This is a genomic window from Microbacterium sp. NPDC091676, assembly GCF_044756645.1.
GTDB classification, from domain to species: Bacteria; Actinomycetota; Actinomycetes; order Actinomycetales; family Microbacteriaceae; genus Microbacterium; species Microbacterium paraoxydans_D.
The window spans coordinates 2,285,548-2,311,277 of record NZ_JBIVTI010000001.1 but is presented as its reverse complement, the minus strand read 5'-3'; the positions used below and the strand labels follow the sequence as shown (position 1 = coordinate 2,311,277).

29 protein-coding genes are annotated in these 25,730 nt (G+C 71.7%); 14 read left to right on the top strand and 15 right to left on the bottom strand.

The window, feature by feature from the left end:
* The first annotated feature begins 19 nt into the window (after positions 1-19).
* Entirely contained in the window at positions 20-424 is a 405-nt protein-coding gene (locus ACIQID_RS11265) for a phage holin family protein (RefSeq protein ID WP_312674569.1), read from the top strand.
* 10 nt (positions 425-434) lie between these two features.
* Here ACIQID_RS11265 and ACIQID_RS11260 read toward each other — a convergent pair whose 3' ends face one another.
* Together ACIQID_RS11260 and ACIQID_RS11255 are read right to left on the bottom strand one after the other, a co-directional pair.
* Positions 435-1,730 carry a hypothetical protein gene (locus tag ACIQID_RS11260; protein WP_400284899.1) on the bottom strand — a complete coding sequence of 432 codons (1,296 nt, stop codon included), beginning with the start codon at positions 1,728-1,730 and terminating at the stop codon, positions 435-437.
* On the bottom strand, positions 1,727-1,981 hold the full coding sequence (locus ACIQID_RS11255) for a hypothetical protein (protein WP_400284896.1): 255 nt from the start codon (positions 1,979-1,981) through the stop codon (positions 1,727-1,729). The genes ACIQID_RS11260 and ACIQID_RS11255 overlap by 4 nt, the downstream gene beginning before the upstream one ends.
* Positions 1,982-2,205: 224 nt before the next feature.
* Between ACIQID_RS11255 and ACIQID_RS11250 the strand changes: the two genes are divergently transcribed.
* Together ACIQID_RS11250 and purB are read left to right on the top strand one after the other, a co-directional pair.
* Positions 2,206-2,664: a low molecular weight protein-tyrosine-phosphatase gene (locus ACIQID_RS11250; protein WP_396654660.1), complete on the top strand. Its 459-nt coding sequence runs from the start codon at positions 2,206-2,208 to the stop codon at positions 2,662-2,664.
* Positions 2,665-2,678: 14 nt separating this feature from the next.
* Positions 2,679-4,061: an adenylosuccinate lyase gene (purB, locus tag ACIQID_RS11245; protein WP_331201800.1), complete on the top strand. Its 1,383-nt coding sequence runs from the start codon at positions 2,679-2,681 to the stop codon at positions 4,059-4,061.
* A gap of 12 nt (positions 4,062-4,073) precedes the next feature.
* Here the strand turns inward: purB and ACIQID_RS11240 are convergent, their stop codons facing one another.
* Genes ACIQID_RS11240 through ACIQID_RS11230 form a run of 3 tightly spaced genes read right to left on the bottom strand, consistent with a single transcriptional unit; the run spans position 4,074 to position 6,563 of the window.
* Positions 4,074-5,507 (bottom strand): MFS transporter, encoded by a 1,434-nt coding sequence (locus ACIQID_RS11240; protein ID WP_400284893.1) that lies wholly within the window; start codon positions 5,505-5,507, stop codon positions 4,074-4,076.
* Between the two features lie 49 nt (positions 5,508-5,556).
* Entirely contained in the window at positions 5,557-5,916 is a 360-nt protein-coding gene (locus tag ACIQID_RS11235) for a hypothetical protein (RefSeq protein WP_400284890.1), read from the bottom strand.
* On the bottom strand, positions 5,913-6,563 hold the full coding sequence (locus ACIQID_RS11230) for an acyl-CoA synthetase (RefSeq protein WP_312674558.1): 651 nt from the start codon (positions 6,561-6,563) through the stop codon (positions 5,913-5,915). Before ACIQID_RS11230 ends, ACIQID_RS11235 begins: the two co-directional genes overlap by 4 nt.
* A gap of 290 nt (positions 6,564-6,853) precedes the next feature.
* Here ACIQID_RS11230 and ACIQID_RS11225 point away from each other — a divergent pair, with 290 nt between their 5' ends.
* Positions 6,854-7,780, top strand: coding sequence for a hypothetical protein (locus ACIQID_RS11225; protein WP_312674557.1), 927 nt, complete (start codon positions 6,854-6,856; stop codon positions 7,778-7,780).
* Here ACIQID_RS11225 and ACIQID_RS11220 read toward each other — a convergent pair.
* Positions 7,768-8,607, bottom strand: coding sequence for a sulfurtransferase (locus ACIQID_RS11220; RefSeq protein ID WP_400284886.1), 840 nt, complete (start codon positions 8,605-8,607; stop codon positions 7,768-7,770). The genes ACIQID_RS11225 and ACIQID_RS11220 overlap by 13 nt on opposite strands.
* Positions 8,608-8,713: 106 nt before the next feature.
* On the opposite strand from ACIQID_RS11220, the gene ribA reads away from it, so the two are divergent.
* The 3 genes from ribA (at position 8,714) to ACIQID_RS11205 (ending at position 10,265) form a co-directional block, all read left to right on the top strand.
* The gene (gene ribA, locus ACIQID_RS11215; protein WP_400284883.1) at positions 8,714-9,364 is read left to right on the top strand and encodes a GTP cyclohydrolase II; all 651 of its coding nucleotides are present in this window, start codon (positions 8,714-8,716) and stop codon (positions 9,362-9,364) included.
* A 17-nt stretch (positions 9,365-9,381) separates the two neighbouring features.
* Complete coding sequence (locus ACIQID_RS11210) at positions 9,382-9,852, top strand: MarR family transcriptional regulator (protein WP_312674554.1); 471 nt, start codon at positions 9,382-9,384, stop codon at positions 9,850-9,852.
* A 62-nt stretch (positions 9,853-9,914) separates the two neighbouring features.
* The gene (locus ACIQID_RS11205; RefSeq protein ID WP_400284879.1) at positions 9,915-10,265 is read left to right on the top strand and encodes a helix-turn-helix domain-containing protein; all 351 of its coding nucleotides are present in this window, start codon (positions 9,915-9,917) and stop codon (positions 10,263-10,265) included.
* A 70-nt stretch (positions 10,266-10,335) separates the two neighbouring features.
* Here ACIQID_RS11205 and ACIQID_RS11200 read toward each other — a convergent pair whose 3' ends face one another.
* Both ACIQID_RS11200 and ACIQID_RS11195 read right to left on the bottom strand, forming a co-directional pair.
* Positions 10,336-10,938 (bottom strand): ATP-dependent Clp protease proteolytic subunit, encoded by a 603-nt coding sequence (locus tag ACIQID_RS11200; RefSeq protein ID WP_312674552.1) that lies wholly within the window; start codon positions 10,936-10,938, stop codon positions 10,336-10,338.
* A complete protein-coding gene (locus ACIQID_RS11195) occupies positions 10,935-11,549 on the bottom strand; it encodes an ATP-dependent Clp protease proteolytic subunit (protein WP_312674551.1) in 615 nt (204 codons plus the stop codon). Before ACIQID_RS11195 ends, ACIQID_RS11200 begins: the two co-directional genes overlap by 4 nt.
* Before the next feature lie 136 nt (positions 11,550-11,685).
* On the opposite strand from ACIQID_RS11195, the gene ACIQID_RS11190 reads away from it, so the two are divergent.
* Complete coding sequence (locus ACIQID_RS11190) at positions 11,686-12,156, top strand: acyl-CoA thioesterase (RefSeq protein WP_081811533.1); 471 nt, start codon at positions 11,686-11,688, stop codon at positions 12,154-12,156.
* Positions 12,157-12,250: 94 nt separating this feature from the next.
* Here ACIQID_RS11190 and ACIQID_RS11185 read toward each other — a convergent pair whose 3' ends face one another.
* On the bottom strand, positions 12,251-13,678 hold the full coding sequence (locus ACIQID_RS11185) for a hypothetical protein (protein WP_400284874.1): 1,428 nt from the start codon (positions 13,676-13,678) through the stop codon (positions 12,251-12,253).
* Positions 13,679-13,828: 150 nt separating this feature from the next.
* A complete protein-coding gene (locus ACIQID_RS11180) occupies positions 13,829-15,067 on the bottom strand; it encodes a trans-sulfuration enzyme family protein (protein ID WP_400284871.1) in 1,239 nt (412 codons plus the stop codon).
* A 112-nt stretch (positions 15,068-15,179) separates the two neighbouring features.
* On the opposite strand from ACIQID_RS11180, the gene ACIQID_RS11175 reads away from it, so the two are divergent.
* Positions 15,180-15,647, top strand: coding sequence for an Lrp/AsnC family transcriptional regulator (locus ACIQID_RS11175; protein WP_025102769.1), 468 nt, complete (start codon positions 15,180-15,182; stop codon positions 15,645-15,647).
* Between the two features lie 42 nt (positions 15,648-15,689).
* Positions 15,690-17,399, top strand: a complete 1,710-nt coding sequence (locus ACIQID_RS11170) for an AMP-binding protein (RefSeq protein ID WP_400284867.1) — start codon at positions 15,690-15,692, stop codon at positions 17,397-17,399.
* Positions 17,400-17,402: 3 nt separating this feature from the next.
* On the opposite strand, the gene ACIQID_RS11165 is transcribed toward ACIQID_RS11170, so the two are convergent.
* Both ACIQID_RS11165 and ACIQID_RS11160 read right to left on the bottom strand, forming a co-directional pair.
* Positions 17,403-17,804, bottom strand: coding sequence for a hypothetical protein (locus ACIQID_RS11165; protein ID WP_400284864.1), 402 nt, complete (start codon positions 17,802-17,804; stop codon positions 17,403-17,405).
* 114 nt (positions 17,805-17,918) lie between these two features.
* Positions 17,919-19,391 (bottom strand): MATE family efflux transporter, encoded by a 1,473-nt coding sequence (locus tag ACIQID_RS11160; RefSeq protein WP_312674545.1) that lies wholly within the window; start codon positions 19,389-19,391, stop codon positions 17,919-17,921.
* Between the two features lie 170 nt (positions 19,392-19,561).
* Here ACIQID_RS11160 and cycA point away from each other — a divergent pair, with 170 nt between their 5' ends.
* Positions 19,562-21,031 (top strand): D-serine/D-alanine/glycine transporter, encoded by a 1,470-nt coding sequence (gene cycA / locus ACIQID_RS11155; RefSeq protein WP_396654645.1) that lies wholly within the window; start codon positions 19,562-19,564, stop codon positions 21,029-21,031.
* Between the two features lie 4 nt (positions 21,032-21,035).
* On the opposite strand, the gene ACIQID_RS11150 is transcribed toward cycA, so the two are convergent.
* The 3 genes from ACIQID_RS11150 to ACIQID_RS11140 form a co-directional block, all read right to left on the bottom strand.
* The gene (locus ACIQID_RS11150) at positions 21,036-21,488 is read right to left on the bottom strand and encodes a DUF2871 domain-containing protein (protein ID WP_312674542.1); all 453 of its coding nucleotides are present in this window, start codon (positions 21,486-21,488) and stop codon (positions 21,036-21,038) included.
* Between the two features lie 78 nt (positions 21,489-21,566).
* Complete coding sequence (locus ACIQID_RS11145) at positions 21,567-22,190, bottom strand: response regulator (protein ID WP_400284859.1); 624 nt, start codon at positions 22,188-22,190, stop codon at positions 21,567-21,569.
* The gene (locus ACIQID_RS11140; protein WP_400284856.1) at positions 22,187-23,428 is read right to left on the bottom strand and encodes a sensor histidine kinase; all 1,242 of its coding nucleotides are present in this window, start codon (positions 23,426-23,428) and stop codon (positions 22,187-22,189) included. Before ACIQID_RS11140 ends, ACIQID_RS11145 begins: the two co-directional genes overlap by 4 nt.
* 133 nt (positions 23,429-23,561) lie before the next feature.
* Between ACIQID_RS11140 and ACIQID_RS11135 the strand changes: the two genes are divergently transcribed.
* The 3 genes from ACIQID_RS11135 (at position 23,562) to ACIQID_RS11125 (ending at position 25,687) form a co-directional block, all read left to right on the top strand.
* The gene (locus tag ACIQID_RS11135; protein WP_400284853.1) at positions 23,562-24,215 is read left to right on the top strand and encodes an IMPACT family protein; all 654 of its coding nucleotides are present in this window, start codon (positions 23,562-23,564) and stop codon (positions 24,213-24,215) included.
* Between the two features lie 65 nt (positions 24,216-24,280).
* The gene (locus ACIQID_RS11130; RefSeq protein WP_400284850.1) at positions 24,281-25,198 is read left to right on the top strand and encodes a DnaJ domain-containing protein; all 918 of its coding nucleotides are present in this window, start codon (positions 24,281-24,283) and stop codon (positions 25,196-25,198) included.
* Positions 25,199-25,267: 69 nt separating this feature from the next.
* Positions 25,268-25,687, top strand: a complete 420-nt coding sequence (locus ACIQID_RS11125) for a Fur family transcriptional regulator (RefSeq protein WP_187662721.1) — start codon at positions 25,268-25,270, stop codon at positions 25,685-25,687.
* Positions 25,688-25,730: the final 43 nt, after the last annotated feature.

Sequence of the window (25,730 nt, the reverse complement as noted above, 5' to 3'; positions counted from 1 at the left end):
GTGGGAGACTGAACGCATCATGCGCTTTATCATCCGGGTCGTCGTCAACGCGTTCGCCATCTGGGTCGTCACGCTCATCCCCGTGCTCCAGGTCACGGTGCGCGCCTTCCCGCCGGGCGAGACGCTCCAGCTCGTCCTGACGCTGCTCGCGGTCGGAGCCCTCTTCGCGCTGGTGAACACCATCATCGGCACGGTCGTGAAGATCGTCGCCTTCCCGCTGTACATCCTCACGTTCGGCCTCATCGGCTTCCTCATCAACGGCTTCCTGCTCTGGCTGACCGCCTGGATCACCAGCAGCTTCGGGTGGGGCCTGTCGGTCGAGTCGTTCTGGTGGGGCGTTCTCGCCGCCCTGATCATCTCGATCATCAACGGCCTCTTCGGCTTCATCCTGCGCCCGCAGAACAAGCGCTCCCGCCGCGACTGACCCGTACGGCTCACGGATCGGGGAGCACACGCTCCGCGCGGTACTCGGTGCGTTCGACGGTGACGGCGCGATCGAGGTCCGCCCAATAGGCCTCGAGAGCCACCGCCCGCGGGTCGGTGGAGGTATCCACCATCGCCGCGGTCTCGATGTAGCTCTCCAGCGCATGCGTCTCGAGCGCGAGGTCCTGGCCTCCGGGGTCGGGGTCACCCACTCGACTGGCGGTGAAGCTGTCGGCGGACCCCGTGCCCTCCCTCGCCCCTCCTGCGGCGAGCGCGGACACCACGTCGTCGGTGTGCCGGAGCTGCACGAGCGTCTGGTCGGCGGACAGCGTCGGCTCGACCGGGCTCCCGGCGGTGATCTGGGTCGTCACCGTGAACGCGCTCTCGATCGCCAGGTGCGCCGCGATCATGCCACCCTGCGAGTGGGCGACGACGTCCACCCGATCGCCCGGCCTCGCACCGGCCGCGGCCAGCGCGTCGAGGGTCGCCTGATACGACGCGGACCGGCCCCCGGTGTAGAGCTCGATGTTCGACTTCATGTCCCAGGCCTCGACACCCCCGCCTTCCCGGAGCGACATCGAACGGCTTCCCGAGACGTAGGCGACGTAGCGCGGGGACTCACCCGGAACCGTGTACTTCTCGATCGCCACCTGCGCGCCGCCGGCGGACGGCATGCGACGGAAGGCGCTCGCCAGCCCGCTCGGCGCCCCGGCCGGACGCGAGTGGGAGGCCGCGGAGACGCGCACCGGATCCGCCGACGCGCCGAGCACCATCCCGGGCCGCACGCGCCCCAGCCCCGACGTCACGCCGACGACGGCGCCGCCCAGGAACATCGGCGGGAGCAGCCCTCCGACGTCGAACTGATCGCCCAAGCCCCGGAAGCGCCGCTCATCCGCGGCCCGCTCCTGCGAGTCGGCGAGCGGGGCCAGGCGCTCGTCGGCGGCGAGGAGCTGTCGCAGCCGCGCCTCCACCGCGGCGGCCGCCATCGCGTCGGTGTGCGACAGCGCCTCCCTCTGGGCTCGCAGTTCCACCACCTCGTACACCTCCGCCATGAGGTCGAGATCGGCGGCCGTCTCCTGGACGCGGGCCGTCAGCGTCTCCAGCGCCCTCACGGCGGAGCGGAGGGACCAGGCCGCGGAGGCCAGCGGGGTCCACGCCGCCGAGCCGAGCAGCGCCTCGACCCGCCCTACCGATCCCTCCACCTCCGCGCAGACCGGCACGACACCCCGCACCCGCGCCGCGAGCTCGCGGAGCTGCGTCGTATCCACCGCGATCGCGCCGCCGTGATCGATGCTGAGCCCGCTCATGCGCCCTCGACCTCCGCGCGACATCCCTGCAGCATCCTGCGCACGGTCGCCGTGTCGTCCGACAGCCGCCAGAGGGCCCACCGCAGGGCCTCGACGCCTTCGGACTCCCAGGCGCACGCGTCACGCAGCGCGGTCAGAGCCGAAGCCAGGTCATCGAGCCCCGCGAGAGCGCCGTCCAGCTCGGACAGCACTCCGGCCCGCAGCGCAGGATCGACGCCGGGAGAGAGGGCGGTGAGGACGAAGGGCGACATGGAGCCAGCCTTCCGCCGGGCCGCGCCCGGCGGCGCCAGGGCCCCGCGGACGGCCACGACCGGTGGACAGCCGGTTCCGGCACGCGACGGTGCAGGAGGTCGCGGCGCTCCGCGAACCGGTCCCGCTGTGCAGGAACGGCATCGACCGGCAGAATGGATCCGTGACAGCCCGAGATCCCTTCCGCGTGATCTTCGTCTGCACGGGCAACATCTGCCGCTCCCCCATGGCGGAGGTCGTGTTCCGAGACCTCGCGGAACGGCAGGGCCTCGGCTCTCAGATCGTCTCGCGCAGCGCGGGCACCGGGGACTGGCACCTCGGAGAGCGCGCCGACCATCGCACCATCGACGCCCTCGCCCGCCGCGGATACGACGGCTCCCTGCACCGCGCCCGCCAGTTCACCGCCGCCTCCTTCGCCGAGAACGACCTCGTGGTGGCCCTGGACCGCACGCATGAGCGCATCCTCCGCGAATGGGCCAGGGACGAGGACGAGGACGGCAAGGTGACCCTCCTCCTCGCGTTCGATCCCGATGCCTCGACGCACGACGTCCCCGACCCGTACTACGCGGGCCCGGAGATGTTCGATTCGGTGCTCGGTATGATCGAGACGGCGACTCGCGGCTTGTTCCGCCAGCTCGAACCCGCCCTGCGCCTGCCCCGCACGCCCCGAGCCTTCGGGGCCTGATCAGGAGGACTCCCCTGACTTTCCAGCCTTCGCTCCCGCCCCAGCCCCTCAGCCCCCTCGACGGCCGCTACCGCGCCGCCGTCACCGGGCTCGCGGACTTCCTCTCCGAGGCCGGACTCAACCGCGCCAGGGTCGAGGTGGAGGTGGAGTGGCTGATCGCCCTCACCGACCGCTCGCTGTTCGAGACGAGTCCGCTGTCGGACGGCGACAAGGAGCGCCTGCGCGCGCTGTACCGCGACTTCGGGCAGGCCGAGATCGACTGGCTCGCCGAGAAGGAGGCCGTCACGCAGCACGACGTGAAGGCGATCGAGTACCTCGTGCGCGACCGGCTCTCGACACTGGGCCTCGACCACATCGCCGAGCTCACGCACTTCGCGGCGACGAGCGAGGACATCAACTCCGCGTCCTACGCCCTCACCGTCAAGCGCGCGGTCGAGGAGGTCTGGCTCCCGGCCCTCGACACCGTGATCGCGAAGCTGCGCGAGCTCGCGGTCGAGCACGCCGACGCCGCGATGCTCTCGCGCACGCACGGCCAGCCCGCCACGCCCTCCACGATGGGCAAGGAGCTCGCGGTCTTCGCCTGGCGCCTGGAGCGCGTGCGTGCGCAGATCGCCGGCTCCGAGTACCTCGCGAAGTTCTCCGGGGCGACCGGCACCTGGTCCGCCCACCTCGCAGCCGACCCCGATGCGGACTGGCCGACCATCGCCCGCGAGTACATCGAGGGGCTGGGTCTCGGCTTCAACCCCCTGACGACGCAGATCGAGTCGCACGACTGGCAGGTGGAGCTGTACGACCGGGTGCGTCACGCCGGCGGCATCCTGCACAACCTCGCCACCGACATCTGGACCTACATCTCGCTCGGCTACTTCGCGCAGATCCCGGTCGCCGGGGCCACCGGCTCCTCGACGATGCCGCACAAGATCAACCCGATCCGCTTCGAGAACGCCGAGGCCAACCTCGAGATCTCGGGCGCCCTGCTCGCCTCGCTGGGTCAGACGCTCGTCACCAGCCGTCTGCAGCGCGACCTCACCGACTCCACGACGCAGCGCAACATCGGCGTCGCGTTCGGGCACTCGCTGCTCGCGCTCGACAACCTGCGCCGCGGCCTGAACGCGATCTCCCTGTCGCGCGACGTGCTGCTCGCCGACCTCGACGTGAACTGGGAGGTGCTCGCCGAGGCGATCCAGACCGTCATCCGTGCCGAGGTCGTGGCCGGCCGCTCCACGATCACCGACCCGTACGCGCTCCTCAAGGAGCTCACCCGCGGTCACCGGGTCGGTGCCGCCGACCTCGCCGCGTTCGTGCAGGACCTGGAGATCGGCGACGCCGCCAAGCAGCGGCTGCTCGCGCTGACCCCCGCGACCTACACCGGCATCGCGGAGCGCCTCGCCCGCTGAAGCCGGCAGGAGCTAGGAGCCCGACTCCCCGGAGTGCTCCTCGACCCTGTCCTTCGGCATGAACGACGCCGCCAGGAGGGTGAGAACCGCGGTCACCGCGACCGCGACGAACACCCACACCGAGGCGTGGACGATCGTGTCGGGGTCGTCCGGTCCCGCGCCCTGCGCGATGACCGCGTTCGAGATCGCCCCGAACACCGCCACGCCCACGGCGCTTCCCGCTGACCGCGCGAAGGCGTTCATCCCGGTCACCGCTCCCCGCTCGCCCCAGCCGACCGAGGCCTGTGCGGCGATGAGGGTCGGGGCGGCACTCCACCCGAGGCCGAAGCCGAGGAGGAAAGCGATGCCCGCGACGACGAACGGGTTGGGCCAGGAGGCGACGGCGGCGAGCGCGATGGCGGCGACGGTCGTGATACTCATGCCGATGAGCGTGGTGCGGCGGAAGCCGATGCGCAGGTACAGCCGTCCGGCGTTCGCAGCGGCGAGCGGCCAGCCGAGGGTCAGGGCGGCCACCGCGAGACCCGACAACAGGGGGGCGATGCCGATGGACCCCTCGAGGTAGGCCGGGGCGAAGCTGGTCACGCCGAGCATGAGCGCTCCGATGCCGAGCGAGACGATCGTGGTCGTGAGGATGAGCCGACGGGTCACGAGGCGCAGATCGACGATCGGCTCCGCCACCCGACGCTCGACGACCCCGAAGGCCACCAGCGCGACCGCCCCGATCCCGAAGCAGAGGGCACTCGGCACGGACAGCCACGCCCAGGCGTTCCCGCCCTCCAGCATGCCGAGGATGAGCGCCGTGAGCCCGACGGTGAGCAGCACCGCTCCCCCGTAGTCGATGCTGTGCCGCCGGGTCTGCTTCTGCTCCTTGTAGGTGCGCAGCAGCATCCATCCGGCGATCAGACACAGGGGCACGTTGATCCAGAAGATCCACCGCCAGGCGTCGAGCTGGGCGAAGATGCCGCCGAGCGCCGGGCCGACCACCGACGAGATGGCCCAGACGCTCGCGACGTACCCCTGCACCTTGGCGCGTTCGGCGACCGTGTAGATGTCGCCGACGATCGTCATCGCCATCGGGGCTACCGCCCCCGCACCGAGGCCCTGGATGATGCGGAACGCGATCAGCGCCGGCATGCTCCAGGCGATGCCGCAGAGGATGGATCCGAGCAGGAACAGGGCGATGCCGAGCAGGATGATCGGCTTGCGGCCGACCGTGTCCGCGAACCGCGAGTAGATGGGCACACTCACGGCCTGCGCCAGGAGGTACACCGAGAACAGCCACGGGAACTGCTGGTAGCTGCCGAGGTCGCGCACGATGCTCGGCACCGCGGTGGCGAGGATCGTCGCGTCGATGGCGATGAGGCCGGTGGCGAGCATGAGCGCGCCGAGGATGGGTCCCCGCTCCGACCGGAGTCCGATGGAGGCGCGGTCGACGGAGGCAGTCACCTCAGGGACAAGCGGAACGACCTCACCGATATTCCGCCTGGTGTCCGCGTCACGACGATGCGGGGCGTCCCGGCTCGTCGGCTGTGCCGTCGCCCGCGCCCTCGTCCTCCGCGTCGTACAGCACGGGGCGGTCGACGGTCTTGGTGACGTCGGCGGGATCGACGGCGAGCATGAGCATCGCGAGGATCAGGAGGGTCGCGATGAAGGCGCCGCCGCCCACGACGAGGCTCAGCGCCACGGGGGTGAGGCCCTCATAGGTGCCGTTCGCGATGGCGGTGTTCACGCGGAGGGTGAAGGCGCCGGTGGAGACGAGTGTGACCACCAGGGCGAACACGCCGCAGCCGAGCGCGATGCCGAGCAGGTGGAGCGGCCGCAGGATGTCCCGCCGGGTGGGCTTGTCGTCGCTCATCGCTCTCCTCCGTGCTCCACAGGAGCCGCATCGTTCTCGGGGGCGGCAGCGACGTCATCGGCGTCCGCGCGCTTCGGGGTGAGGCCGGCGATGCCGAGGAAGACGGCGACGATGGCCGCATACCCTCCGAACATCCCCACGCCGAGGATGATGCCGGACAGCTCGAACGTGCCCGCCTTCTCGATCGTGTACTCCTGGACGAAGCCCGAGGGGATCAACAGCAGGACGACCGCGAGGAGCAGACCCAGTGCTCCGACGGTGATCGCGTCGGTGGCGAGCGCACCTCCGACACGGCGGGCACGGATCCCGGCGAGCAGCTCGAGGCCGCCGCTGAGCACGCCCCAGGCGATGAGCACGATGAAGAACATGTCGTCCGTGCGCCAGGCCGGCACGCCGCCGGCCATACCGGCGATCGCGCTCACGACGGCGAGGAGGATCGCCGACCAGCGCGACCCGGCCGGGAGGACGAGCCACGCGGCGAGGATGTGCACGAGGGCGGTCACCAGCGCGAAACCGCTGAAGACGGCGAGACCGACCGCCGCGGAGTGATCCGAGGAGAAGGTGATCATCAGGGCGGCGACGGCGGCGAACAGCGCGCGCAGCAATTGCACGTGGCGCATGGTGAACGCGCGAGCAGGGGCAGACATGACGGCCAGATCCTCCGGGGTTTCCCCACCAGTCTACGCGGGGCCAGGAGCCGGAAGCGCCCGGGGATGCTCGTGAAGCCCGGCGGATCTCCCCAGATCGATTGCCGGGCTTCACGACATACGCAGCAAGGGGGGCATCACTGCGTCGGGCCACTGCCGCAGGGTCGGGCACCCTCCCCGCGACATCGCAGCCCCGTGACCCACGTGCCCACCTGGTCCCCTGAGGTGTGCGCGTGCGGTCGTATGCTCACTCTAGAGATGTGTTCTTCACATACCGGGTGGGGGCTGTGATGGGTTTTGGGGACGGCGAGAAAAGAGGGGCGACGCCGGACGCGTTCGCCGCGGCACTGCGCGACGCGATCAACGCGAGACCCGTGACGCTGTCGTGGTTGCAGCGGCAGCTCCGCGACCGGGGCAACCGCGTCTCCATGGCCACGCTGAGCTATTGGCGGTCCGGAGCCCGCCGCCCGGAAGGACCCCAGTCGCTCGCCGCCCTCGCCGACATCGAGGACCTGCTCTGCCTCGATGCCGGGGCGCTGAGCCGCCTCCTGCGCCCGCACCGCACGGGGCCGCTGGGCCCCCAGGGGTTCCCGCTGGAGCAGGTCGACATGGAGCGGGCGGTGCGTGAGGTCTACGCCGCCCTCGGCGCCACCTATCCGGACACGTCGCGGGAGCTCACCGTCCACTCGGTCACGGACGTGGACGCCGACGGCGAGGTGTCCTCGTGCCTCACCCGCAGCATCGTGCAGTCCACCACCGGGGTCATCACGGCCATCCCCGTCCTCGACCTCACGCCCGGCGTCCCCGGACCTCCGCCGCTCCTGACGGCCGTGGCGGGCGGACGGGTCACGGCCCGCTACTCCCACCCGAACGGCGAGGCGCACGGTGCGCTGATCGAGCTCGACGTGCCCCTCGCGGCCCCGGACACCGCGGTGGTCGAGTGGTCAGTGCAGTACGAGCCCGGCCATCCCTCGGATCGGGAGACCGGGCACGCCCTGTCCCGCCAGGCGCGGGAGCTGCTCGTGTGGACGCGCTTCCACCCCGACGCCGTCCCCGACTGGTGCGACGAACTCGTCGAGACCGCCGGGGGCACCGTCGTCACCGCGCTCCCCCGGCCTCGGGGCACGTCGGTGCATCAGGTGCGCCGGGCGTTCGGTCCCGGCGCCCTCGGCCTGCGCTGGGGGTACGGTCCTCGCGAGGGTGATCAGCCCGGCTGATCGCCCGTCGCGACCGGCCGCCCCGGCGTGTTCGACCACTGGCTCCAGGAGCCGGGGAAGACCTTCGCCGGGATGCCCACCTCGTGCAGGACCAGAGCCGTGTGCGCCGCCGTGATGCCGGATCCGCAGTAGGCCGCGACCGGCGTCTCCGCGGTGATCCCGACCTCCGCGAGCGTCGCCCGCACCGAGTCGCGGTCGCGGAGGTGCCCGCTCTCGTCGAGGTGCCGCGTGGTGGGGAGGTTCCGGGCACCGGGGATGTGTCCGGCGATGGGGTCGAGCGGTTCGGTCTCGCCGCGGTAGCGCTCGGGGGCGCGCACGTCGAGCAGGACCCCGGTCTCCGGGAACGCCGCCGCCTCGTCGATCGAGAGAGCGTCCTGGCCCGGATCTGCGAGGACGACGTCGCCGGTCTCCGGCACGACGTCGTCGGTCGCCAGCTCGTATCCGGCCGCGGTCCAGGCCCGCAGCCCGCCGTCGAGCACCCGGACGTCGACCCCGGCCTGCCGCAGCAGCCACCACGCCCGAGCCGCCGCGAGCCCCTTGGTGTCGTCGTAGGCCACGACGGTGTCGCCCTGCCGCACGCCCCAACGCCGGGCCGCCGCCTGCAGGGTCTCCGTCGACGGGAGCGGATGCCGCCCCTCGGTGGGCGCTCCGGGTGTGGAGAGCTCCTGATCCAACGACGCGAACACCGCGCCGGGGATGTGACCCGAGCGGTAGTCGCCGGGGCCCGCCTCGGGGCGGTCGAGGCGCCAGCGCACGTCGACGACCCGGATCGGGGCGCCGTTCTCGAGGAGGTCGTGCAGTTCGGTCGCGGAGACGAAGTGACTCATGGTGCGAGGCTACCGAGTGCGGGTCGCGGCGCGTCCGTCGCCGTCACGGACGGACACGGTCCTCGCTGCCCGGGAATAGCCAGGCGTCCCCGGTGTTTCCCCCCACATGATTGAAACTTCAACGGTCGCCACGGAGCGGACCCGCGTGCGGGTGCCTCTGCGCTTCGCAGACGGGTTCGCCACGACGGCCGACGTGGTGACCTTCGACGGCCTCGTGGACGGACGCGAGCACCTGCTGCTCGGGCTCGGCGACTGGCAGGCGGCCCTCGCCCGCTCCGCCGACGGCGGGGATGCCCCGCTCGTCCGTCCGCACAGCGAGTGCCTCACGGGAGACGTGTTCGGCTCCGAGCGCTGCGACTGCGGACCGCAGCTGCGGGAGGCCGTCGAGCGGATCGCCGCCGAGGGGGGCTTCCTCCTCTACCTGCGGCAGGAGGGCCGTGGCATCGGCCTCTACGCCAAGCTCGACGCGTACGCCCTGCAGGACGCGGGCCTGGACACCTACGAGGCGAACGTAGCCCTCGGGCGCGGCGAGGACGAGCGGGACTACACCGTCGCCGCGCAGATGCTGCGCGCGCTGGGCGTGGACCGCATCCGGCTGCTCAGCAACAATCCCGACAAGGCCGCGCAGCTCGACGGGCTCGGCATCCACGTCACCGCACGGGTCCGCACCGAGGTACACCTGTCCGAGGCGAACTCGCGCTACCTCCAGGCGAAGCGCGACCACACCGACCACACGATCGACCTCACCGCGGCGTGACCTCCGAGGAGCACGACATGAGCGAGACGCGGCCCCTGCGGCGACTCGACGACGACGAGCTCGCGACGTGGCTGCCGATCATCCGGTTCGTCCAGCTGCTGCCCCAGGTCCTCGACCGGGCGCTGAAGGACGAGGTGGGCCTGAACCACGCCCGCTACGCGATCCTCGTCACGCTGGCCGGCCAGGGTGAGGACGCCATCACCATGACCGAGCTCGCGCGCATCGCCGGGCTCAGCCGGTCGCGTCTGAGCCACGCACTGGACTCCCTCGAGGCGCGCGGCTGGGTGGAGCGGACGTCCTGCCGCACGGACAAGCGCACCCTGTCCGCGACGCTGACCCCGGCCGGCCGGGAGATGCTCCGGGCGGCCGCGCCCGTCCACGTCGCCCAGATCCGCGAACTCATCCTCGACCCGCTGTCCGCGGAGGATCGACAGCGGCTGCAGGACATCCTGGGGGTGCTGCTGCCCGGCGTCACGGCGGCGCTCTGAGCCGCGTTCTGCTCTGAGCAGAACGTGTCGATCACCCGGCGGGCGGCGGCCTATCGTGAGGCATGGCCGACATCGTCCCGTTCCCCCGTGCCCCGCGTCCCGTCCGCCCGCCGTCGGACGGCCCCGAGCCGCTGTGGCGCGACCTGCTCGGGGATCAGCTCCGGCGGCGGCGTCATGACCGCGGGGAGACGCTCAGCGAGACCGCGGAGAAGGCCGGGGTCTCGCCGCAGTACCTCTCCGAGGTCGAGCGCGGTCGGAAGGAGCCGTCCAGCGAGATGATCGCCGCGATCGCCGGGGCCCTGGATGCCACTCTCGTGGAGCTCACGAGCGCGGTCGCCGAGGAGCTTCGTCAGGCCACCCCCGCCGCGGCGGCGGTGTCGGCCTCCCGCGGCGCCTTCGCCCTGGCCGCCTGACCCGCCTCACCTGCACGACCGGGGTCCGGGTGCACGACGGACCCCGGGGCTCCGTCGTGCACCCGTCACCTCATCGTGCCTCCGGATCACGGGGACCGAGCACGGTGTCGATGAGGCCGTAGTCGAGGGCGGCGGCGGCGGTGAAGACCCGGTCCCGGTCGGTGTCGGCGCGGAGCTCCGTGAGGGAGCGGCCGGTGTGCCGCCCCAGGATCGTCTCCATGTCCGCGCGCACCCGCACGACCTCGTCGGCCGCGAGGATGAGGTCCGGGATGGCTCCGCGCGACTGGCCGGCCGGCTGATGCAGCACGATGCGCGCGTGGGCGAGGGCCGCCCGCTCCCCCGGCGCTCCCGCCGCGACGAGGAGCGCCGCCGGGCCGATGGCCTGCCCGACGCAGGTCGTCGCGATCCGCGGGCGGATGTGCTGCATGGTGTCGTAGATCGCCAGCGCGGCACCGGGATCCCCACCCTCGCTGTTGATGTAGAACTGCACACCGGTCTCCGGGCTGTCCGCGTCGAGGTGCAGGAGCTGCGCGATGAGGGCGTTGGCCACCCCCGCGTCGATGCCGGTGCCGAGATAGATGACGCGCTCGGCGAGCAGATGCGAGTACACGTCCATGACCCGCTCACCCCGCGGATGCTGGGCGATGACGTTCGGGATCGTGTAACTGCTCATGCCTCCGCCCCCAGCCCCACCCGCGCACGACGGCGCGGCATGATCTCCGCCGTCGACCGCACGATCTCGTCGACGAACCCGTAGTCCTGCGCCTCGGCCGCCGTGTACCAGCGGTCGTGCAGGGAGTCCTCGAAGATCCGGGCGACGGGCTGACCGGTGTCGTCGGCGATGAGGCCGAGGACCGTGTCGCGCATGTGCCGGAGGTCGTCGGCCTGCGCCTCGATCTCCACCGCCGAGCCGCCGATCCCCGCCGAGCCCTGGTGCATGAGGATCCGGGCGTGCGGGAGAGCGCGCCGCTTGCCCTTCGTCCCCGCGGAGAGCAGGAACTGCCCCGCGCTGCAGGCGAGGCCGAGGGCGAGGGTGGAGACGTCGTTCGGGATGAGGTGCATGAGGTCGCGGATCGCCAGCATCGACGGCACGGACCCGCCGGGCGAGTGGATCCAGAGGGCGATGTCGGCCGCCGGATCCTCGGCGGAGAGGCCGAGGAGCTGCGTCATCAGGAGGGTGCCGTTGTCGTCGTCGAGGGCGCCGTCGAGGACGAGCACCCGCTCGTGGAACAGGGCGCGCCGGGCCTCGGGGCCGAACTGCGGGAGGGGGTTGTCTTCGCTCATGTCCCCAGCCTCCGGCTCCCCCGGCGCTGGCGGGAGCGAATCCGCCCGGAGCAGATCCGCTGTGAGCGGCGGCGGGTGCACCCGCCGGAAAACGCGACGTAACACCGCCGACGCACGACCCGCCTAACCTCGGGGCATGGCGAAACAGAAAGCACCCGCATGGCAGTCCGAGGACGGCCTGAACTTCCGCACCCGCAAGTGGGTGCGCCCGGAAGACCTCAACGCGAACGGCACGCTGTTCGGCGGAAGCCTGCTGAAGTGGATCGACGAGGAGGCCGCGATCTACGCGATCGTGCAACTCGGCAACTACCGTGTCGTCACCCGGCACATCTCCGCGATCACGTTCGAGGCGTCGGCGGTGCAGGGCGACCTCATCGAGATCGGGCTGCAGGCCACCCGTTTCGGCACCACGTCGCTCACCATGCGGGCCGTCGCGCGCAACATGATCACCCGCAAGCGCATCCTCACCATCGACGAGATCGTGTTCGTCAGCATCGGCGAGGACGGCCTGCCCACCCCGCACGGCTACGACGAGATCACCTACGACCGGGACCGCATGCCCACCGAGCGCATCGCCACCGGCACGATCCCGCTCCCGAAGCGCTGACCCTCATTCGCCGACCCACCCCCTTGCGGTCGACCCACCCCCGAAAGTGCGTCACTTACGGGGGTGGGTCGCGCGGAAGGGGGTGGGTCGACGGTCAGGCGAGGCCGAGGACCGCGCGCCGGTGGGTGACGCGGTGGCCGATCCAGAAGCCGACCGCAATCAGGCCGACGAGGCCGATCCCGAGGATCCACGGGAGCAGGGACGGTGCGGCGCCCGCCGTGGCCGTCGCGAGGGTGCCGGAGCCGTCGGCGATGCGTCCGTTGCCGGCCGCGAGGTCCGCGGCGCCCGCGTCGAGCTTCGCGCTCCCGGCCGCGAGGGTGCCCGAGCCCTCGGCGACCGCGTCGGCGCCGGTGCGGAGTTCGCTCATCCCGGACCGGAGGTCGCCGGCGCCCGACTGCAGCGCGCCGACACCCGTCGCCAGAGACCCGGCGCCCTCGTCGAGCCGCGCCGCGCCGGCGCTCAGCTCCGCGGTGCCGGAGTACAGCGACGATGCTCCGGTCGAGAGGGTCTGCAGCCCGGACGCCAGATCCGCCGCACCCGCCGCGAGCCGGGAGGTGCCGTCCTGCAGCGTCTGCGCTCCGGCGGCCAGGGCGGGAGCGCCCTGCGGGGAGACCAGCGCCACGGTCCCCGGCCAGCCCTTCGAGGGATCGCCGTCGATGAGCGCTCCGACGCCGGCCGTGACGCGAGCGGAGCCGTCGGCGGCGCCGATGAGCCCCTGCGCGAGATCAGGAGCAGCCGCGGCGGGGGCCGCCAGCGCTCCGACCTGCTTCTCGACGCCGGCGGCGAGCGCCGCGAGCTGCTGGAGCTGCACATCGGCAGGGTTCGCGGCGAGGAGGCCCTGCAGACCGGCGGCGAGGGTCCGCGCATTGCCCGGAGCGGTCGTGGCGACGCCCGTCAGCAGGGCCTTCGTCTCCGGATGGGCGAGCTTCTGCACATCGGCGCTCACTCCGGCGCGCAGCGTGGTGCTCAGAGTGGTCGCGCCCTCGAGCACGCCGTTCGCATACTGGTGGGCGCCGGCGACCCCCGCGGCGAGAGTGCTCGCGCCGTCGACGAGCTGCCGGGCCCCGGCGTCCGCCGCCGCCATCTTCGCCGCGAGCTCCTGCGATCCGGCGAGCGCCGTCTGCGCTCCGCCACTCACCCGTCCCGCACCGTCGAGGGCGGTGGCGGCTCCCGCGGCGAGGGTGCCCGCGCCCTCGGCGAGCGTGGTGGCACCTGCGGCGGCTGTGGTCGCCCCGTCACTGAGCTTCACCGATCCCTGCTGCGCCGTCGCGGTGCCTGCCGCGAGATCCTGCGTGCCCGCGGCCAGCTCGTCGGCTCCCGCGGCGAGGTCGGCAGCGCCCGAGGCGAGGTCCGAGGATCCCCCCTGCGCGGTGGTCGTGCCTTCCGCGAGCTCCGAGGCGCCCGCGGACACCTTGCTCATCGTGGCGAAGAACAACAGCACCATCGCCGCCAGCAGAAGGCTGAGGACGATCACGGCGATGCGCATGCCGAGGCCGTGCGCGTGGGTCTTTTCACTCGTCATTGAGGACTCCCGAGGTCAGTGGCGTCGTTGCCACCCGCGACTGTAGGCCCGCCCTCTCCGGGACCCCCCGGTTTTGCCGCGAGGTACCAAGTCCCACCTCAGGCGGTACTCAGTTTCTTGTCACTCTCACACAATCGCCGACCCGGCCCCCTATGTGCGAGCCACCCGCATATGTGACGCACTTTCCGGGGTGGGAGGCACGGAAGGGGGTGGGTCCGCGAGAGTGGCGAAGGCGTTCGCGAGGTCGGCGAGGAGATCGTCGACGTTCTCGAGGCCGACGGACAGACGCAGGACGTCGGCGGCGGGACGCGCCTCCGCGGGGACCGGGCGGTGCGTGAGCGCGGCGGGGTGCTGGATGAGCGAGTCGACGCCTCCCAGCGACACGGCGTGCGTGAAGAGGCGGGTCGCCCCGGCCACCGCCGCGGCCGCTGCATAGCCGCCGCGCACCCGCAGGGCGATCATCGCCCCCGGCCCGCGGAGCTGCCGTTCCAGGATGCCGCGCGGATCCCCGTCGAGCCCGGGATAGAAGACCTCGGCGACCTCGGGCCGATCGACCAGCCACTGCACGATGCGACGAGCACTCTCCTGCTGGTGCCGCACGCGGACCGGCAGGGTCGTGAGACCGCGGTGCAGCAGGTACGCGCCGAGCGGGTGCAGGAGCCCCCCGGTCACCGCACGCACGCGACGCAGCGCCTCCGCGGTCCTCTCGTCACAGGCGACGACGCCGGCGATGACATCACCGTGGCCGCCGAGGTATTTGGTGGCGCTGTGCAACGACATCGCCGCGCCGTGGTCGATCGGGTTCTGCAGCACGGGGGTCGCGAACGTGTTGTCGACCACCACCGGCACGCTCCCCGCCTGCCGCACGACCTCGGCGATGTCCGCGACCTCGAGGGTCGGGTTCGCCGGCGTCTCCACGACGACGAGTCCGGTGTCGGCACGCCGTGCGGCGGCGACCTCGTCGGGACGGCAGTACGTCGCCTCCACGCCGAGCAGGCCCGACCCCAGCAGGTGGTCGGTCCCTCCGTAGAGCGGACGCACCGCGACGACGTGCCGCGCCCCCGTGGCACCGGTGTGCGCGAGGATCACGGCGGTCATGGCCGCCATCCCGGAACCGAAGGCGACGGCGGCCTCGGCGTGCTCGAGCTCGGCGAGGGCGTCCTCGAAGCGCGCGACCGTCGGGTTCCAGAGGCGGGCGTAGACCATGCTGCCGTCCTGCGGCGGCCGCCCCCCGGTGGCCATCGCCTCGTACGAGTCGCCGCCGCGCTCGACGTCGGGCAGCGGATTCGTCGTGGAGAGGTCGATCGGCAGGGCGTGGACCCCGAGTGCCTCGAGGTCGGCACGGCCGCTGTGAACGGCGACGGTGTCGGGATGCAGCGGTGCAGTCATCCCCCCACGCTGGCCGAATCGCGACGTTTTCGCAGATCATCGACAGAACACGTCATGAAGTCGAGGATCCCCGCTATTCTCTGCAACATCCGGTCGCATCAAGGAGGGCACGTTGGCGAAAGCGCAACTCGACGAGATCGATCTGGAGCTGCTCGCGGCCCTGAGTCGCGACGCGGCCGTCACCAACAAGGCTCTGGCCCACCGCCTCGGACTCGCGGAGTCCACCTGCGCCCACCGGATCCGCGGACTGCGCGAGCGGGGAGTCATCCGCGACACGCGCGTCCGCCTCGACGGCTCCGCGCTCGGCTACCCGCTGCAGGCGATCATCAAGGTCCGCCTCGCGCATCACACCGGACCCAAGGTCACGGCGCTCTTCGACGCGCTCGTCGCGATCCCCCGGGTGCTCCAGGTGTTCCACGTCGCCGGCGTCGACGACTTCCTCGTGCACGTGGCCGTCCAGGACGCGACCGCTCTGCGCGACATCGTGCTCGAGCACATCACCGTCCACCCTGTGGTCCGCGGCACCGAGACCCAGCTCGTGTTCGAGCTCCGCGACGGCACGGGTTTCCTCCCCCGCTGAACGAGGGGGCAGGATGGAGGGACGCCGTTGCAAAGGAGCACCATGAGCCGTCGTGCCACCCCCGCCACCGAAGCGATCCGCGGGATGAGGGACCTCCTCTTCACGCACGCCACGGACTACGACGCCGCGCGCCGCGAGTTCGCCTGGCCGAACCTCGCCGAATTCAACTTCGCGCTCGAGTGGTTCGACGTCATCGCCGGCGAGAACCCCGACCGTCCGGCCGTGCAGATCGTCGAGGCCGACCTCAGCCTCCGCTCCTGGACGTACGGCGAGCTGTCCGCCCGCTCCGACCAGGTCGCCGCCTGGTTGCGCAGCCTCGGCATCGGCCGCGGCGACCACGTGATCGTCATGCTCAACAACACGATCGAGCTGTGGGAGGTGATGCTCGCGATCACGAAGCTGGGCGCGGTGTCGATCCCGACCTCGACGCTGCTGTCGGCCTCCGACCTCGCCTACCGCATCGAGCACGGCCGCGCCGGCGCCGTCGTCACCCTCGGCGCCCTGGCCGACCGCCTCGAAGGGATCGCCCCCGACGTGCTGCGCATCGGCGTGGGGGCGTCACTGCCTGGGGAGTGGAAGCGGTTCGCCGACGCCACCGCCACCACGGAGCCCTTCGTCCCGGACGGGCCGACACCCGCCGGCGACACGGCCCTGCTGTACTTCACGTCCGGCACGACGAACCGCCCGAAGCTCGTGCAGCACACCCACGTCTCCTACCCCGTCGGCCACCTCTCCACGATGTGGTGGCTCGGCGTGCGCCCGGACGACGTGCACCTCAACATCTCCTCCCCCGGGTGGGCCAAGCACGCCTGGTCGAGCTTCTACTCGCCGTTCCTGGCCGAGGCGACGGTGTTCGTCTACAACTACGACCGCTTCGACGCGAACACGCTCATGGAGGTCATGGACACCCACCACGTCTCGACGTTCTGCGCCCCGCCCACGGTCTGGCGCATGCTCCTCCAAGCCGACCTCTCGCGGCTCGCGCACCCTCCGCGGGAGCTCGTCGGCGCCGGCGAACCGCTGAACCCCGAGGTCATCGACCGGGTGCGCGAGGCGTGGGGCGGCACCATCCGCGACGGCTTCGGCCAGACCGAGATGACCGCCTGCATCGGCAACTCCCCCGGGCAGACCGTCAAGGTGGGGTCGATGGGCCGTCCGCTGCCCGGCTACCCGGTCGTGCTGCTCGACCCGTCGACGGGCGAGGTCGTGGAGGACGAGGGCGAGATCGCGCTCGACCTCGCGCAGCCGCCCCTCGGCCTCATGGCGGGGTACTACGACGATCCGGAGAAGACCGCGGAGTCGCGGGCCGGGGGCTTCCACCACACCGGGGACATCGCCGTGCGCGACGCCGACGGCTACCTGACCTACATCGGACGCTCCGACGACGTGTTCAAGGCCTCCGACTACAAGATCTCGCCGTTCGAGCTCGAGTCCGTGCTGCTGGAGCACGACCTCGTCGTCGAAGCGGCCGTCATCCCCAGCCCCGACCCCACGCGCCTCGCGGTGCCGAAGGCGTACGTGTGCCTGACGCCGGACGCGGGCGCGGACGAGGCCGCCGCCGCGCGCGCCGTGTTCGGCTACGCGCACGAACGGCTGTCCTCGCACCTGTGGGTGCGGATCATCGAGTTCGTGCCCGAGCTGCCGAAGACGATCTCCGGGAAGATCCGCCGCGTCGAGCTGCGGGCACGCGAGAGCGCCCGCGTGGCCGCGGGCGACGAGGCGCGGCAGCACCGCGACCGCGACTACCGCTGAGCGCTAGGAGACGACGGCGACCGGCGCCGTGGGCGTCGCGGGCGAGCCGGTCTTGAGCGTGGCCGTCGTCGTGGTCGCCGGCGCCGGCTTCACGCGCGCGGCCCGGCGTCGCGACTCGAACCCGCCGGCCGTGAGCATCGCGCGCACGATCCCGCCGATCACGAGCATGCCCACGAGCGACGCGCCCGCCGCGATCAGCGGCAGCCACTGGTTCGCGAAGCTCGCGGTGAAGCTCATCAGCGCGCACACGATCCACAGTCCGACCGCGCCGCCCGCGAGCCCCCCGGCTCCGCGGATGATCGCGATCGCGGCCACGATCGCGCAGACCGCGGCCAGCGCCGCACCCACGTATCCGATCGGTACCAGAATGGCGGCCAGATCTCTGGCCACTCCCAATGTCGTCATGACGACCCCCCGTCCGGCGGAACCCCTCCGCACCTTCGACACTAGAAGTGTCTCTCCGGAAGGCCATCCGTCTCAAGTCCGATCCGGGTCATCCTTCCGGTGGATATCCGCGGATCAGCGCCGGACCGGCCACCGCAGTCGGCGCGGCCGCACGACGCGGACCGGGCGGGTGACGACCGCGTCGACCACCATCGAGCCGTCGGTGGGGCCGACGATCGCGATCGCGGAGGTCTCGGTGGCCTCGGCCGGGGCCACCGGCTGCCTCGCGAGCGCGCGATGCGCCTTGACGTACGCCGGCACGAGGAGCACGATCGCGCCCACCCAGGCGAGCGGGTTGCTGAGGGCCACGCCGTCGAACCCGATCATCGCGCCGAGGACCACCGCGGCGACGACGCGCATCACGAGCTCGATCACGCCGGTGACCGTCGGGACCAGCGTGTGACCGAGCCCCTGGAGCGCGCCGCGGAGCACGAAGAGCATGCCGAGCGCCCAGTAGCCGCAGCCGTTGATGATGAGCATGCGGTGCGCCATGTCGACGACGTCGTCCGAGCCGTCGCCGACGAACAGCCGGACCATCGGCGCGCCGAACGCGATGAGCAGGCCGCCCAGGACGATCGCCGCGGCGACCGCCATCCAGGTGGCCTCGACCACACCGCGCCGGATGCGGTCGGGGCGGCGACCGCCGTGGTTCTGCGCCGCGTACATCGACACGGCGAGCCCGAGCGAGGAGAGCAGGGCGACCGCCAGGCTGTCGACCCGGGATGCCGTCGTGTAGGCCGCCACCGCGTCGGCGCCGAGCGTGTTGAGGGCGACCTGCACCGTGAGGGTCCCGATCGCGATGATCGAGGCCTGGAAGCCCATGGGGAGGCCGAGGCGCAGGTGGTCGGCGATGTCCGTGCGGGAGATGCGCCAGTCCGAACGACGCAGGTGCAGCATGGGCAGCCGCCGGCGCACGAACTCCAGGCACAGGATCACGGAGACGGCCTGCGCGACCACGGTGGCGAGCGCGGCACCCCCGACACCCCACTCCAGCGGACCGACCATGAGCACGACGAGCCCGACGTTGAGCGCGCAGGAGACCGTGAGGAACACCAGCGGGGTCTTCGAGTCGCCGATGGCGCGGATGATGGCGGAGAGGTAGTTGAAGAACATCGTCGCGCCCGCGCCGAGGAAGCTGATCTGCGTGAACACCGTCGCCTCGGCCATGAGCTCGGGCGGCGTCTGCAGCAGCGCCAGGATCGGCCCGGCGATGAGCGGGGCGACCACCGTGAGGACCACGCTCGTGATGCCGCTGAGGAGCACACCCGTCGCGACCGAGCGGCGCACGGCGGCGTCGTCGCGCGCGCCGAAGGCCTGGGCGATGGGGATGGCGAAGCCGCTCGTCAGGCCCCAGGCGAAGCCGAGGAGCAGGAAGAGCAGGCTGCCCGTCGCGCCGACGGCGGCGAGGGACTGGACGCCGAGGTGGCGTCCGACGACGATCGCGTCGGCGAACTGATAGAGCTGCTGCACGACGTTGCCGAGCAGGAGCGGGATCGAGAACGCGAGGATGACGCGCCACGGACGGCCCGTGGTGAGGGTGGTGGCCATGAAGGAAGGGGCTCGCAGGGAAGGAGGGGATGGATCGGGGGTGCGCCCAGTTTATCGAATCGTTTCGGGCGAACGGAACACCCTTGGACGGATTGCCGTCGCCGGGGCCTCGATTTCGGGCGAGCGGGCCGCGGTGGTTACTCTGCATCAGTCGACGACGACCGGAGGAGATGAGCGTGACGAAGCAAGACACGGGGGCCATCCGCCAGGGGCAGAACGGAGCCGGAGGCGAGGAGCACCTGCGGCGCGCGCTCAGCAACCGGCACATCCAGCTCCTCGCGATCGGCGGGGCGATCGGCACGGGCCTGTTCATGGGCAGCGGCAAGACGATCTCGGTCGCCGGCCCTTCCGTGATCTTCGTCTACATGATCATCGGGTTCATGCTGTTCTTCGTCATGCGGGCGATGGGCGAGCTGCTGCTGTCGAACCTCAAGTACAAGTCGTTCAGCGACTTCGCGAGCGACCTCCTCGGCCCGTGGGCGGGCTTCTTCACCGGCTGGACGTATTGGTTCTGCTGGGTGGTCACGGGCGTGGCCGACGTGATCGCGATCGCCGGGTACACCGACGCCCTGATCCCCGGCGTGCCGCTGTGGATCCCCGGTCTCCTCGTGGTCGTGATCCTCCTGGCGCTCAACCTGCCGACCGTCGCCGCCTTCGGCGAGATGGAGTTCTGGTTCGCGCTCATCAAGATCGTCGCGATCGTCGCCCTCATCGTGACCGGCCTGGTGATGATCCTCACCGGGTTCTCCCACGACGCCGGCACCGCGAGCTTCTCGAACCTGTGGGACCACGGCGGCATGTTCCCGCACGGCTTCCTCGGCTTCGTCGCCGGCTTCCAGATCGCGGTGTTCGCGTTCGTCGGCATCGAGCTCGTCGGCACCGCCGCCGCGGAGACCAAGGACCCGAAGCGCAACCTCCCGAAGGCCATCAACGCCATCCCGATCCGGGTCCTGCTGTTCTACGTGGGCGCGCTCATCATCCTCATGGCCGTCACGCCGTGGACCGAGTACGTCGCCGGCGAGAGCCCCTTCATCGCAATGTTCGCCCTCGCCGGGCTCGGCATCGCCGCCACCGTCGTCAACCTCGTGGTGCTCACCTCGGCGATGTCCAGCGCGAACTCCGGCATCTACTCCACGTCGCGCATGGTCTTCGGCCTCGCGCAGGACGGCGACGCCCCCCGGTTCTTCGGCCGGCTCTCGAAGCGCCGCGTGCCGCAGAACGCGCTGTTCCTGTCCTGCATCCTGCTGCTGTCCGGCGTCGTGCTGCTCTACGCGGGCAAGGACATCGGCACGGCGTTCGAGATGGTCACCACGGTGTCGGCCGTGTGCTTCATGTTCGTGTGGACGATCTTCCTCTGCAGCTACCTCGTGTACCGGCGCCGTCGTCCGGAGAAGGCGGCGACCTCGGCGTTCAAGATGCCGGGCGGCGTGTTCATGGTGTTCGTGGTGCTCGCGTTCTTCCTGTTCATCCTCTGGGCGCTGACCACCCAGCCGGACACCCTGATCGCGCTGCTCGTGACACCGATCTGGTTCGCGATCCTCATCGTCGCCTGGCTGTTCGTGCGGAAGTCGCCGCACCACCTGGAGCGCCACGCCGCGCACATCGCGTACCTGCGCGACGACACGATCCCGGCCGACTGAGGCGTCAGGCCACCGACTCGAGGGTCGCGGACTGTGTGGCCGCGACCTTCGGGGCGAACACACGGGGGCGGAGCGCGAGGAACAGCAGCACCATGCCGGCGGCGAGCAGCATGTGCCCCACGCCCGCGATGCCGGCGATCATCTTCGTGGACTCCTGGCCGAGCACCGTGAGGCAGCCGTGCCAGACGAGCATCGCCGAGGTCAGCACGAGCCCGGCGGTGTAGGTCCAGAAGAACCAGCCGAACAGGCGGCTCTCGGAGAGCGCGAACGCCTTCTCCAGGAGCATCACCACGAGGAAGACGACGAAGCCCAGCACGAGCAGATGCGTGTGCACGAGTCCGAGCTGCGTCGGCGCCCCCTCGGGGAAGCCGTTGATCTTGGTGAACTCGCGGTAGAAGAGTCCGGAGGCGACGCCCACCAGCATGGAGGCGAACGCGGCGGTGAAGAGCCTGCGCATGGGAGTCCTTTCTGTCTGCCTCCAGCCTCGCCGGGGGACCGTCGCCGCGGATCCATCGAACGGTTGAGACCGCGGGCGTCAGAGCAGACCGGACTCCCTGGCGATCGCGACCGCCTTCGCGCGGCTGTCGGCCCCGAGCTTCTCGAAGACGTGCACGAGGTGGGTCTTCACCGTCGCCTCCGTGACGAACAGCGCCTTCGCGATCTCCCGGTTCGAGGCCCCGGTGTCGAGCAGCCGCAGCACGTCGAGCTCGCGCCCCGTGAGCTGCACCCGCGGGGCGCGGAGGGCGCGGCCGACGCGCGCCGTGAACTCCGGCGTCAGCGCCTGCCCGCCCGACGCGGCCTGTCGCACGGCCCGGACGATGTCCTCCGGGGCGATGTCCTTGAGCAGATACCCCGCCGCCCCTGCCTCGATCGCGCCGAGGATCTGGGCGTCGCGGTCGAACGTCGTGAGGATGAGCACCGCCGGCGCCGGGTCGAGCGCCCGGAGCGCCGCCGTCGTCTGCACGCCGTCCATGCCCGCCCCCAGCCGCAGATCGCAGAGGACGACGTCGGGACGGAGGTGCCGGGCGAGCACGACCGCCTCCTCCCCCGACGCGGCCTCGCCCACGACCTCGGCGTCGTCGCGGCGGTCGAACAGCGAGCGCACGCCGGCGCGCACGATGGGGTGGTCGTCGACGAGCAGGATCCGCACGGGGGTCACGACCGGCCTCCGAGGGGCAGGTGGGCGGACAGCGCGGTGCCGTCGCCGGGGGCGCTCTCCACGTCGAGACCGCCGCCGAGCTCGCGCAGCCGGGCGCGCATCGCCCGCAGGCCGTAACCGCCGCCGGGCCCCGCCGACTCCAGCCGGGACGGGTCGAAGCCGCGACCGTCGTCGACCACGTCCAGCCGCACCGCGTCGCCGGCGTCCGCGAGCGTCACCACGACGCGAGTGGCGCCGGCGTGGCTGCGCACGTTGGCGAGCGCGGACTGGGCCGTCCGCAGCAGGGCGACCTCCGCATCGAGGCCGAGTGCGGGCAGATCCTCGTCGGCATGGAAGGTGGCCGCGATCCCGGTCTCGGCGGTCAGGCGCTCGAGCATGCGGGCGAGGGCGTCGCTCAGCGCGGAGCCGTCCAGCTCGGCGGGCATGAGGTCGTCGACGATGCGTCGGGCGTCGGCGAGCCCTTCCGCGGCGAGCGCCCCGATCTGCCCGAGCGCCCGATCCCGGCCGTCCTCGTGCTCGGCGGCCGACCGTGCCAGCAGGACGATGGACGACAGGCTCTGGGCGACCGTGTCGTGGATGTCGCGCGACACCCTGGTGCGCTCGGCGGCGGCGCCGGACTCGCGCTGGGTCCGGGCGAGCTCGTCCTGGAGGGCCGCCATCTCCTGCTGCGTCGCGACGAGGGAGGCGATGAGTCGCCGCCGCTCCCGCCCGTCGCGGACGAGTTCCAGGTAGCCGCGGGAGATCCCGAGGGCGAAGATGCCGCCCACCAGCGGCCCGATCACGTTCGCGTAGGTGGTCGTCCCGGTGTGCAGCAGCGGGGCGACGATCACGACGGCGAGGATGACGATGCTGAGCAGCACGGCCCACCGCAGTCGCAGTAGGAAGCCGGCGAGCAGCCACAGCGAGAACGCGAGCCAGACGAACTCCGGCGACAGCGCCACCGCCCCCAGCCAGATGGCCGTGAGCCCCAGCAGCCAGCCGGTGGCGAGCGCCCGGTCGTCCGTCCGGGAGGAGAGCAGGAGTCCGCCGCCGTACCAGCCGAGGAAGGCGAGGGCGGTCGCGAGCAGCCACGGCACCGGGACGCCGTCGGCGAGGGAGCGGACGACGCCGACGACGGTGAGCACGACGGTGATGACGGCCTGGCCGATACGGAGCGACGTGACCAGCCGCCCCCAGGAGCGCGTGCGTCCCGTCCGCCCTCCGGGGTGGTCGATCTCCGCGATGTCTCCGGTCGGCATGCTGACATTCTCGTCCGCCGGGCCGCTGCGCGCCTCCATCGTTCGGTCGACCCGGTTCGAATCGCCCGATTGGCGGCATCCGGCCCGGATTTGGGACCAATCAGGCGATTCGAACGAATGTATCCTGGGGCCGATGTCGACACCGCACCCGTTCCCGGCGACGATCGCGGCGGCCGTCGACCACGAGCTCGTCATCCGCAAGTCGCGCTTCCTCACGCACGTCGCACCGGTGTCTTCGGTGGCCGAAGCCGAAGCCGTCATCGCGACGATCCGGAAGCGCGCCTGGGACGCGAACCACAACTGCACCGCGATGGTGACCGGTCTGCACGGGGATCAGGCGCGCTCCTCCGACGACGGCGAGCCCTCCGGCACGGCCGGGGTCCCGATGCTCGAGGTCCTCCGGCGCCGCGGCCTCACGGACGTCGTCGCGGTGGTGACCCGCTACTTCGGCGGGGTGAAGCTCGGGGCGGGCGGCCTCATCCGCGCCTACTCCACGGCGGTGTCCGAGACGCTCGACCGTGCCGCACTCGTCCGCCGCGCGGCGCTCACCCAGGCGACCGTCGAGGTCCCGCACGCCGAGGCCGGCCGCTACGACAACCTGCTCCGCGACTGGGCGGCGTCACACGGGGCCACGCTCGGCACGCCGACCTACGGGGCCTCCGCGCAGCTGGAGCTGTGGGTGCCCGCCGCCGCGCTTCCGCGCCTGACCGCCGACCTCGCCGCCGCGTCCGGGGGCGCCGTGGCCCCGGTCCCCGGCATCGAGCGGATCGTCGACGTCGCGGACTGAGGCCTCCCGGCGGCCGCACACCGTCCGCCGGATATCCTGGACGCCGCGGTCGCGGAAGGAGAGCGATGTTCGACAGTCCGCTCTCGGCCTCGCCGTACGAGATCCTCGGCGTGGATCCGGCCGTCGACGACGCCGAGCTCCGGCGGGCGTATCGGTTGCGACTGCGGCAGACCCACCCCGACACCGGCGGCGACGCGGCCGTGTTCATCCAGGTCCAGCGCGCGTGGGAGCTCATCGGCACCGCGGAGGACCGCGCCGCGTACGACCGCCGCGCGGGCCTGACCGACGACGGCGGCGAATGGAGCGGCTGGCGCCCGCAGACCGTGCGCACCGACACCCGGCCGCGCGCCCGCTCCTACGGACACCCCGGCGGCTGGCGCCGCGAACGCTACCTCTCCCTGATCCGCGAGTGGGCGGGTCACGGGGTCGAGGTCCCCGATCCATACGCCCCGGTCCTCGTCCGCGCGGCCCCGAGGGAGCTCCGGCGGCTGCTCGCCGACGCGCTCGCGGAGGAGGCCACGGCCCGCACGGTCTCCGACCTCGGCATGGGCTTCACGGTCTGGCACGACGTCGCCGCCGGACAGAGCCCCGAGGACAAGCTCGACCACGTGGTGCTCAGTCCCTCCGGCCTCTATGGCGTCATGTCCGAGGACTTCGGCGGGGTCGTGGGGTTCCGCCGCGGGGAGATCACCGGCCCGAGCCTCGGCACGCGAGCCCCGGTCACGGCGGCTCTCGCCCGGATGCGCACGGTGGCGAAGGCCGCGAAGGTGAAGTTCGGCGGCGCGATCGTGGTGCTCCCCGACGACGACCTCGCCCAGGCGGTCACCCCGCTCGGGAGCACTCGCGGGGTCCCGGTCGTGGTGGTGCGGCGCAGCGCGCTGGCGATGGTGCTGCGGCAGGGCGTCCCCGGGGCGCGGGCCATCGGGGGCAACGAGCTGTTCGACGTCCGCACCCGGCTGCAGCAGACGGTCCGCTTCGTCTGACGGTGGCGACGCGCCCGGCATCCCGGCATGCTCTTTTGAATCACTCAAAACACGTGTAGAGTCGAGGGCATGGAGACGGAACTCGACTCGGCGTTGCGCGACGCCGGGCTGCGTGCGACTGCGGGCCGCGTCGCCGTTCTCGAGGCTCTCGGCTCCATGGCCCATACGGATGCGGAGCGGGTCTACCGCGCCGTGTCCGACGTGCTTCCGACCACGTCGATCCAGTCGGTGCACAACATCCTCGCGGACCTGACGACGGCGGGCCTCATCCGCCGGATCGAACCGGCAGGCTCCGCGGCGCTGTACGAACGGCGCATCGACGACAACCACCACCACATCGTCTGCACCTCCTGCGGTGCGGTCGGCGATGTGGACTGCGTCGTCGGCGAGGCACCGTGTCTCACCCCGTCCTCGACGGGGGGCTTCACCGTGCAGACAGCTGAAGTCACCTTCTGGGGCCTCTGCCCCAGCTGCCAGAACGCCGCGTAGGCGCATCCACCGATCCCCTCCCCGAGGGTCCGTTCGGCATGTC

Coding starts and splice junctions, on each gene's coding strand:
- ACIQID_RS11225 (WP_312674557.1), top strand. CDS start 6,854: ATGGGTTTTGGGGACGGCGAGAAAAGAGGGGCGACGCCGGACGCGTTC.
- ACIQID_RS11160 (WP_312674545.1), bottom strand. CDS start 19,391: ATGGCCACCACCCTCACCACGGGCCGTCCGTGGCGCGTCATCCTCGCG.
- ACIQID_RS11250 (WP_396654660.1), top strand. CDS start 2,206: ATGGCGGAGGTCGTGTTCCGAGACCTCGCGGAACGGCAGGGCCTCGGC.
- ACIQID_RS11260 (WP_400284899.1), bottom strand. CDS start 1,730: ATGAGCGGGCTCAGCATCGATCACGGCGGCGCGATCGCGGTGGATACG.
- ACIQID_RS11230 (WP_312674558.1), bottom strand. CDS start 6,563: ATGTCTGCCCCTGCTCGCGCGTTCACCATGCGCCACGTGCAATTGCTG.
- ACIQID_RS11195 (WP_312674551.1), bottom strand. CDS start 11,549: ATGAGCGAAGACAACCCCCTCCCGCAGTTCGGCCCCGAGGCCCGGCGC.
- ACIQID_RS11180 (WP_400284871.1), bottom strand. CDS start 15,067: ATGACTGCACCGCTGCATCCCGACACCGTCGCCGTTCACAGCGGCCGT.
- ACIQID_RS11255 (WP_400284896.1), bottom strand. CDS start 1,981: ATGTCGCCCTTCGTCCTCACCGCCCTCTCTCCCGGCGTCGATCCTGCG.
- ACIQID_RS11265 (WP_312674569.1), top strand. CDS start 20: ATGCGCTTTATCATCCGGGTCGTCGTCAACGCGTTCGCCATCTGGGTC.
- ACIQID_RS11190 (WP_081811533.1), top strand. CDS start 11,686: ATGGCGAAACAGAAAGCACCCGCATGGCAGTCCGAGGACGGCCTGAAC.
- ACIQID_RS11125 (WP_187662721.1), top strand. CDS start 25,268: ATGGAGACGGAACTCGACTCGGCGTTGCGCGACGCCGGGCTGCGTGCG.
- ACIQID_RS11130 (WP_400284850.1), top strand. CDS start 24,281: ATGTTCGACAGTCCGCTCTCGGCCTCGCCGTACGAGATCCTCGGCGTG.
- ACIQID_RS11140 (WP_400284856.1), bottom strand. CDS start 23,428: ATGCCGACCGGAGACATCGCGGAGATCGACCACCCCGGAGGGCGGACG.
- ACIQID_RS11150 (WP_312674542.1), bottom strand. CDS start 21,488: ATGCGCAGGCTCTTCACCGCCGCGTTCGCCTCCATGCTGGTGGGCGTC.
- ACIQID_RS11165 (WP_400284864.1), bottom strand. CDS start 17,804: ATGACGACATTGGGAGTGGCCAGAGATCTGGCCGCCATTCTGGTACCG.
- ACIQID_RS11170 (WP_400284867.1), top strand. CDS start 15,690: ATGAGCCGTCGTGCCACCCCCGCCACCGAAGCGATCCGCGGGATGAGG.
- ACIQID_RS11210 (WP_312674554.1), top strand. CDS start 9,382: ATGAGCGAGACGCGGCCCCTGCGGCGACTCGACGACGACGAGCTCGCG.
- ACIQID_RS11235 (WP_400284890.1), bottom strand. CDS start 5,916: ATGAGCGACGACAAGCCCACCCGGCGGGACATCCTGCGGCCGCTCCAC.
- ACIQID_RS11185 (WP_400284874.1), bottom strand. CDS start 13,678: ATGACGAGTGAAAAGACCCACGCGCACGGCCTCGGCATGCGCATCGCC.
- ACIQID_RS11205 (WP_400284879.1), top strand. CDS start 9,915: ATGGCCGACATCGTCCCGTTCCCCCGTGCCCCGCGTCCCGTCCGCCCG.
- cycA (WP_396654645.1), top strand. CDS start 19,562: ATGAGCGTGACGAAGCAAGACACGGGGGCCATCCGCCAGGGGCAGAAC.
- ribA (WP_400284883.1), top strand. CDS start 8,714: ATGATTGAAACTTCAACGGTCGCCACGGAGCGGACCCGCGTGCGGGTG.
- ACIQID_RS11220 (WP_400284886.1), bottom strand. CDS start 8,607: ATGAGTCACTTCGTCTCCGCGACCGAACTGCACGACCTCCTCGAGAAC.
- ACIQID_RS11135 (WP_400284853.1), top strand. CDS start 23,562: ATGTCGACACCGCACCCGTTCCCGGCGACGATCGCGGCGGCCGTCGAC.
- ACIQID_RS11200 (WP_312674552.1), bottom strand. CDS start 10,938: ATGAGCAGTTACACGATCCCGAACGTCATCGCCCAGCATCCGCGGGGT.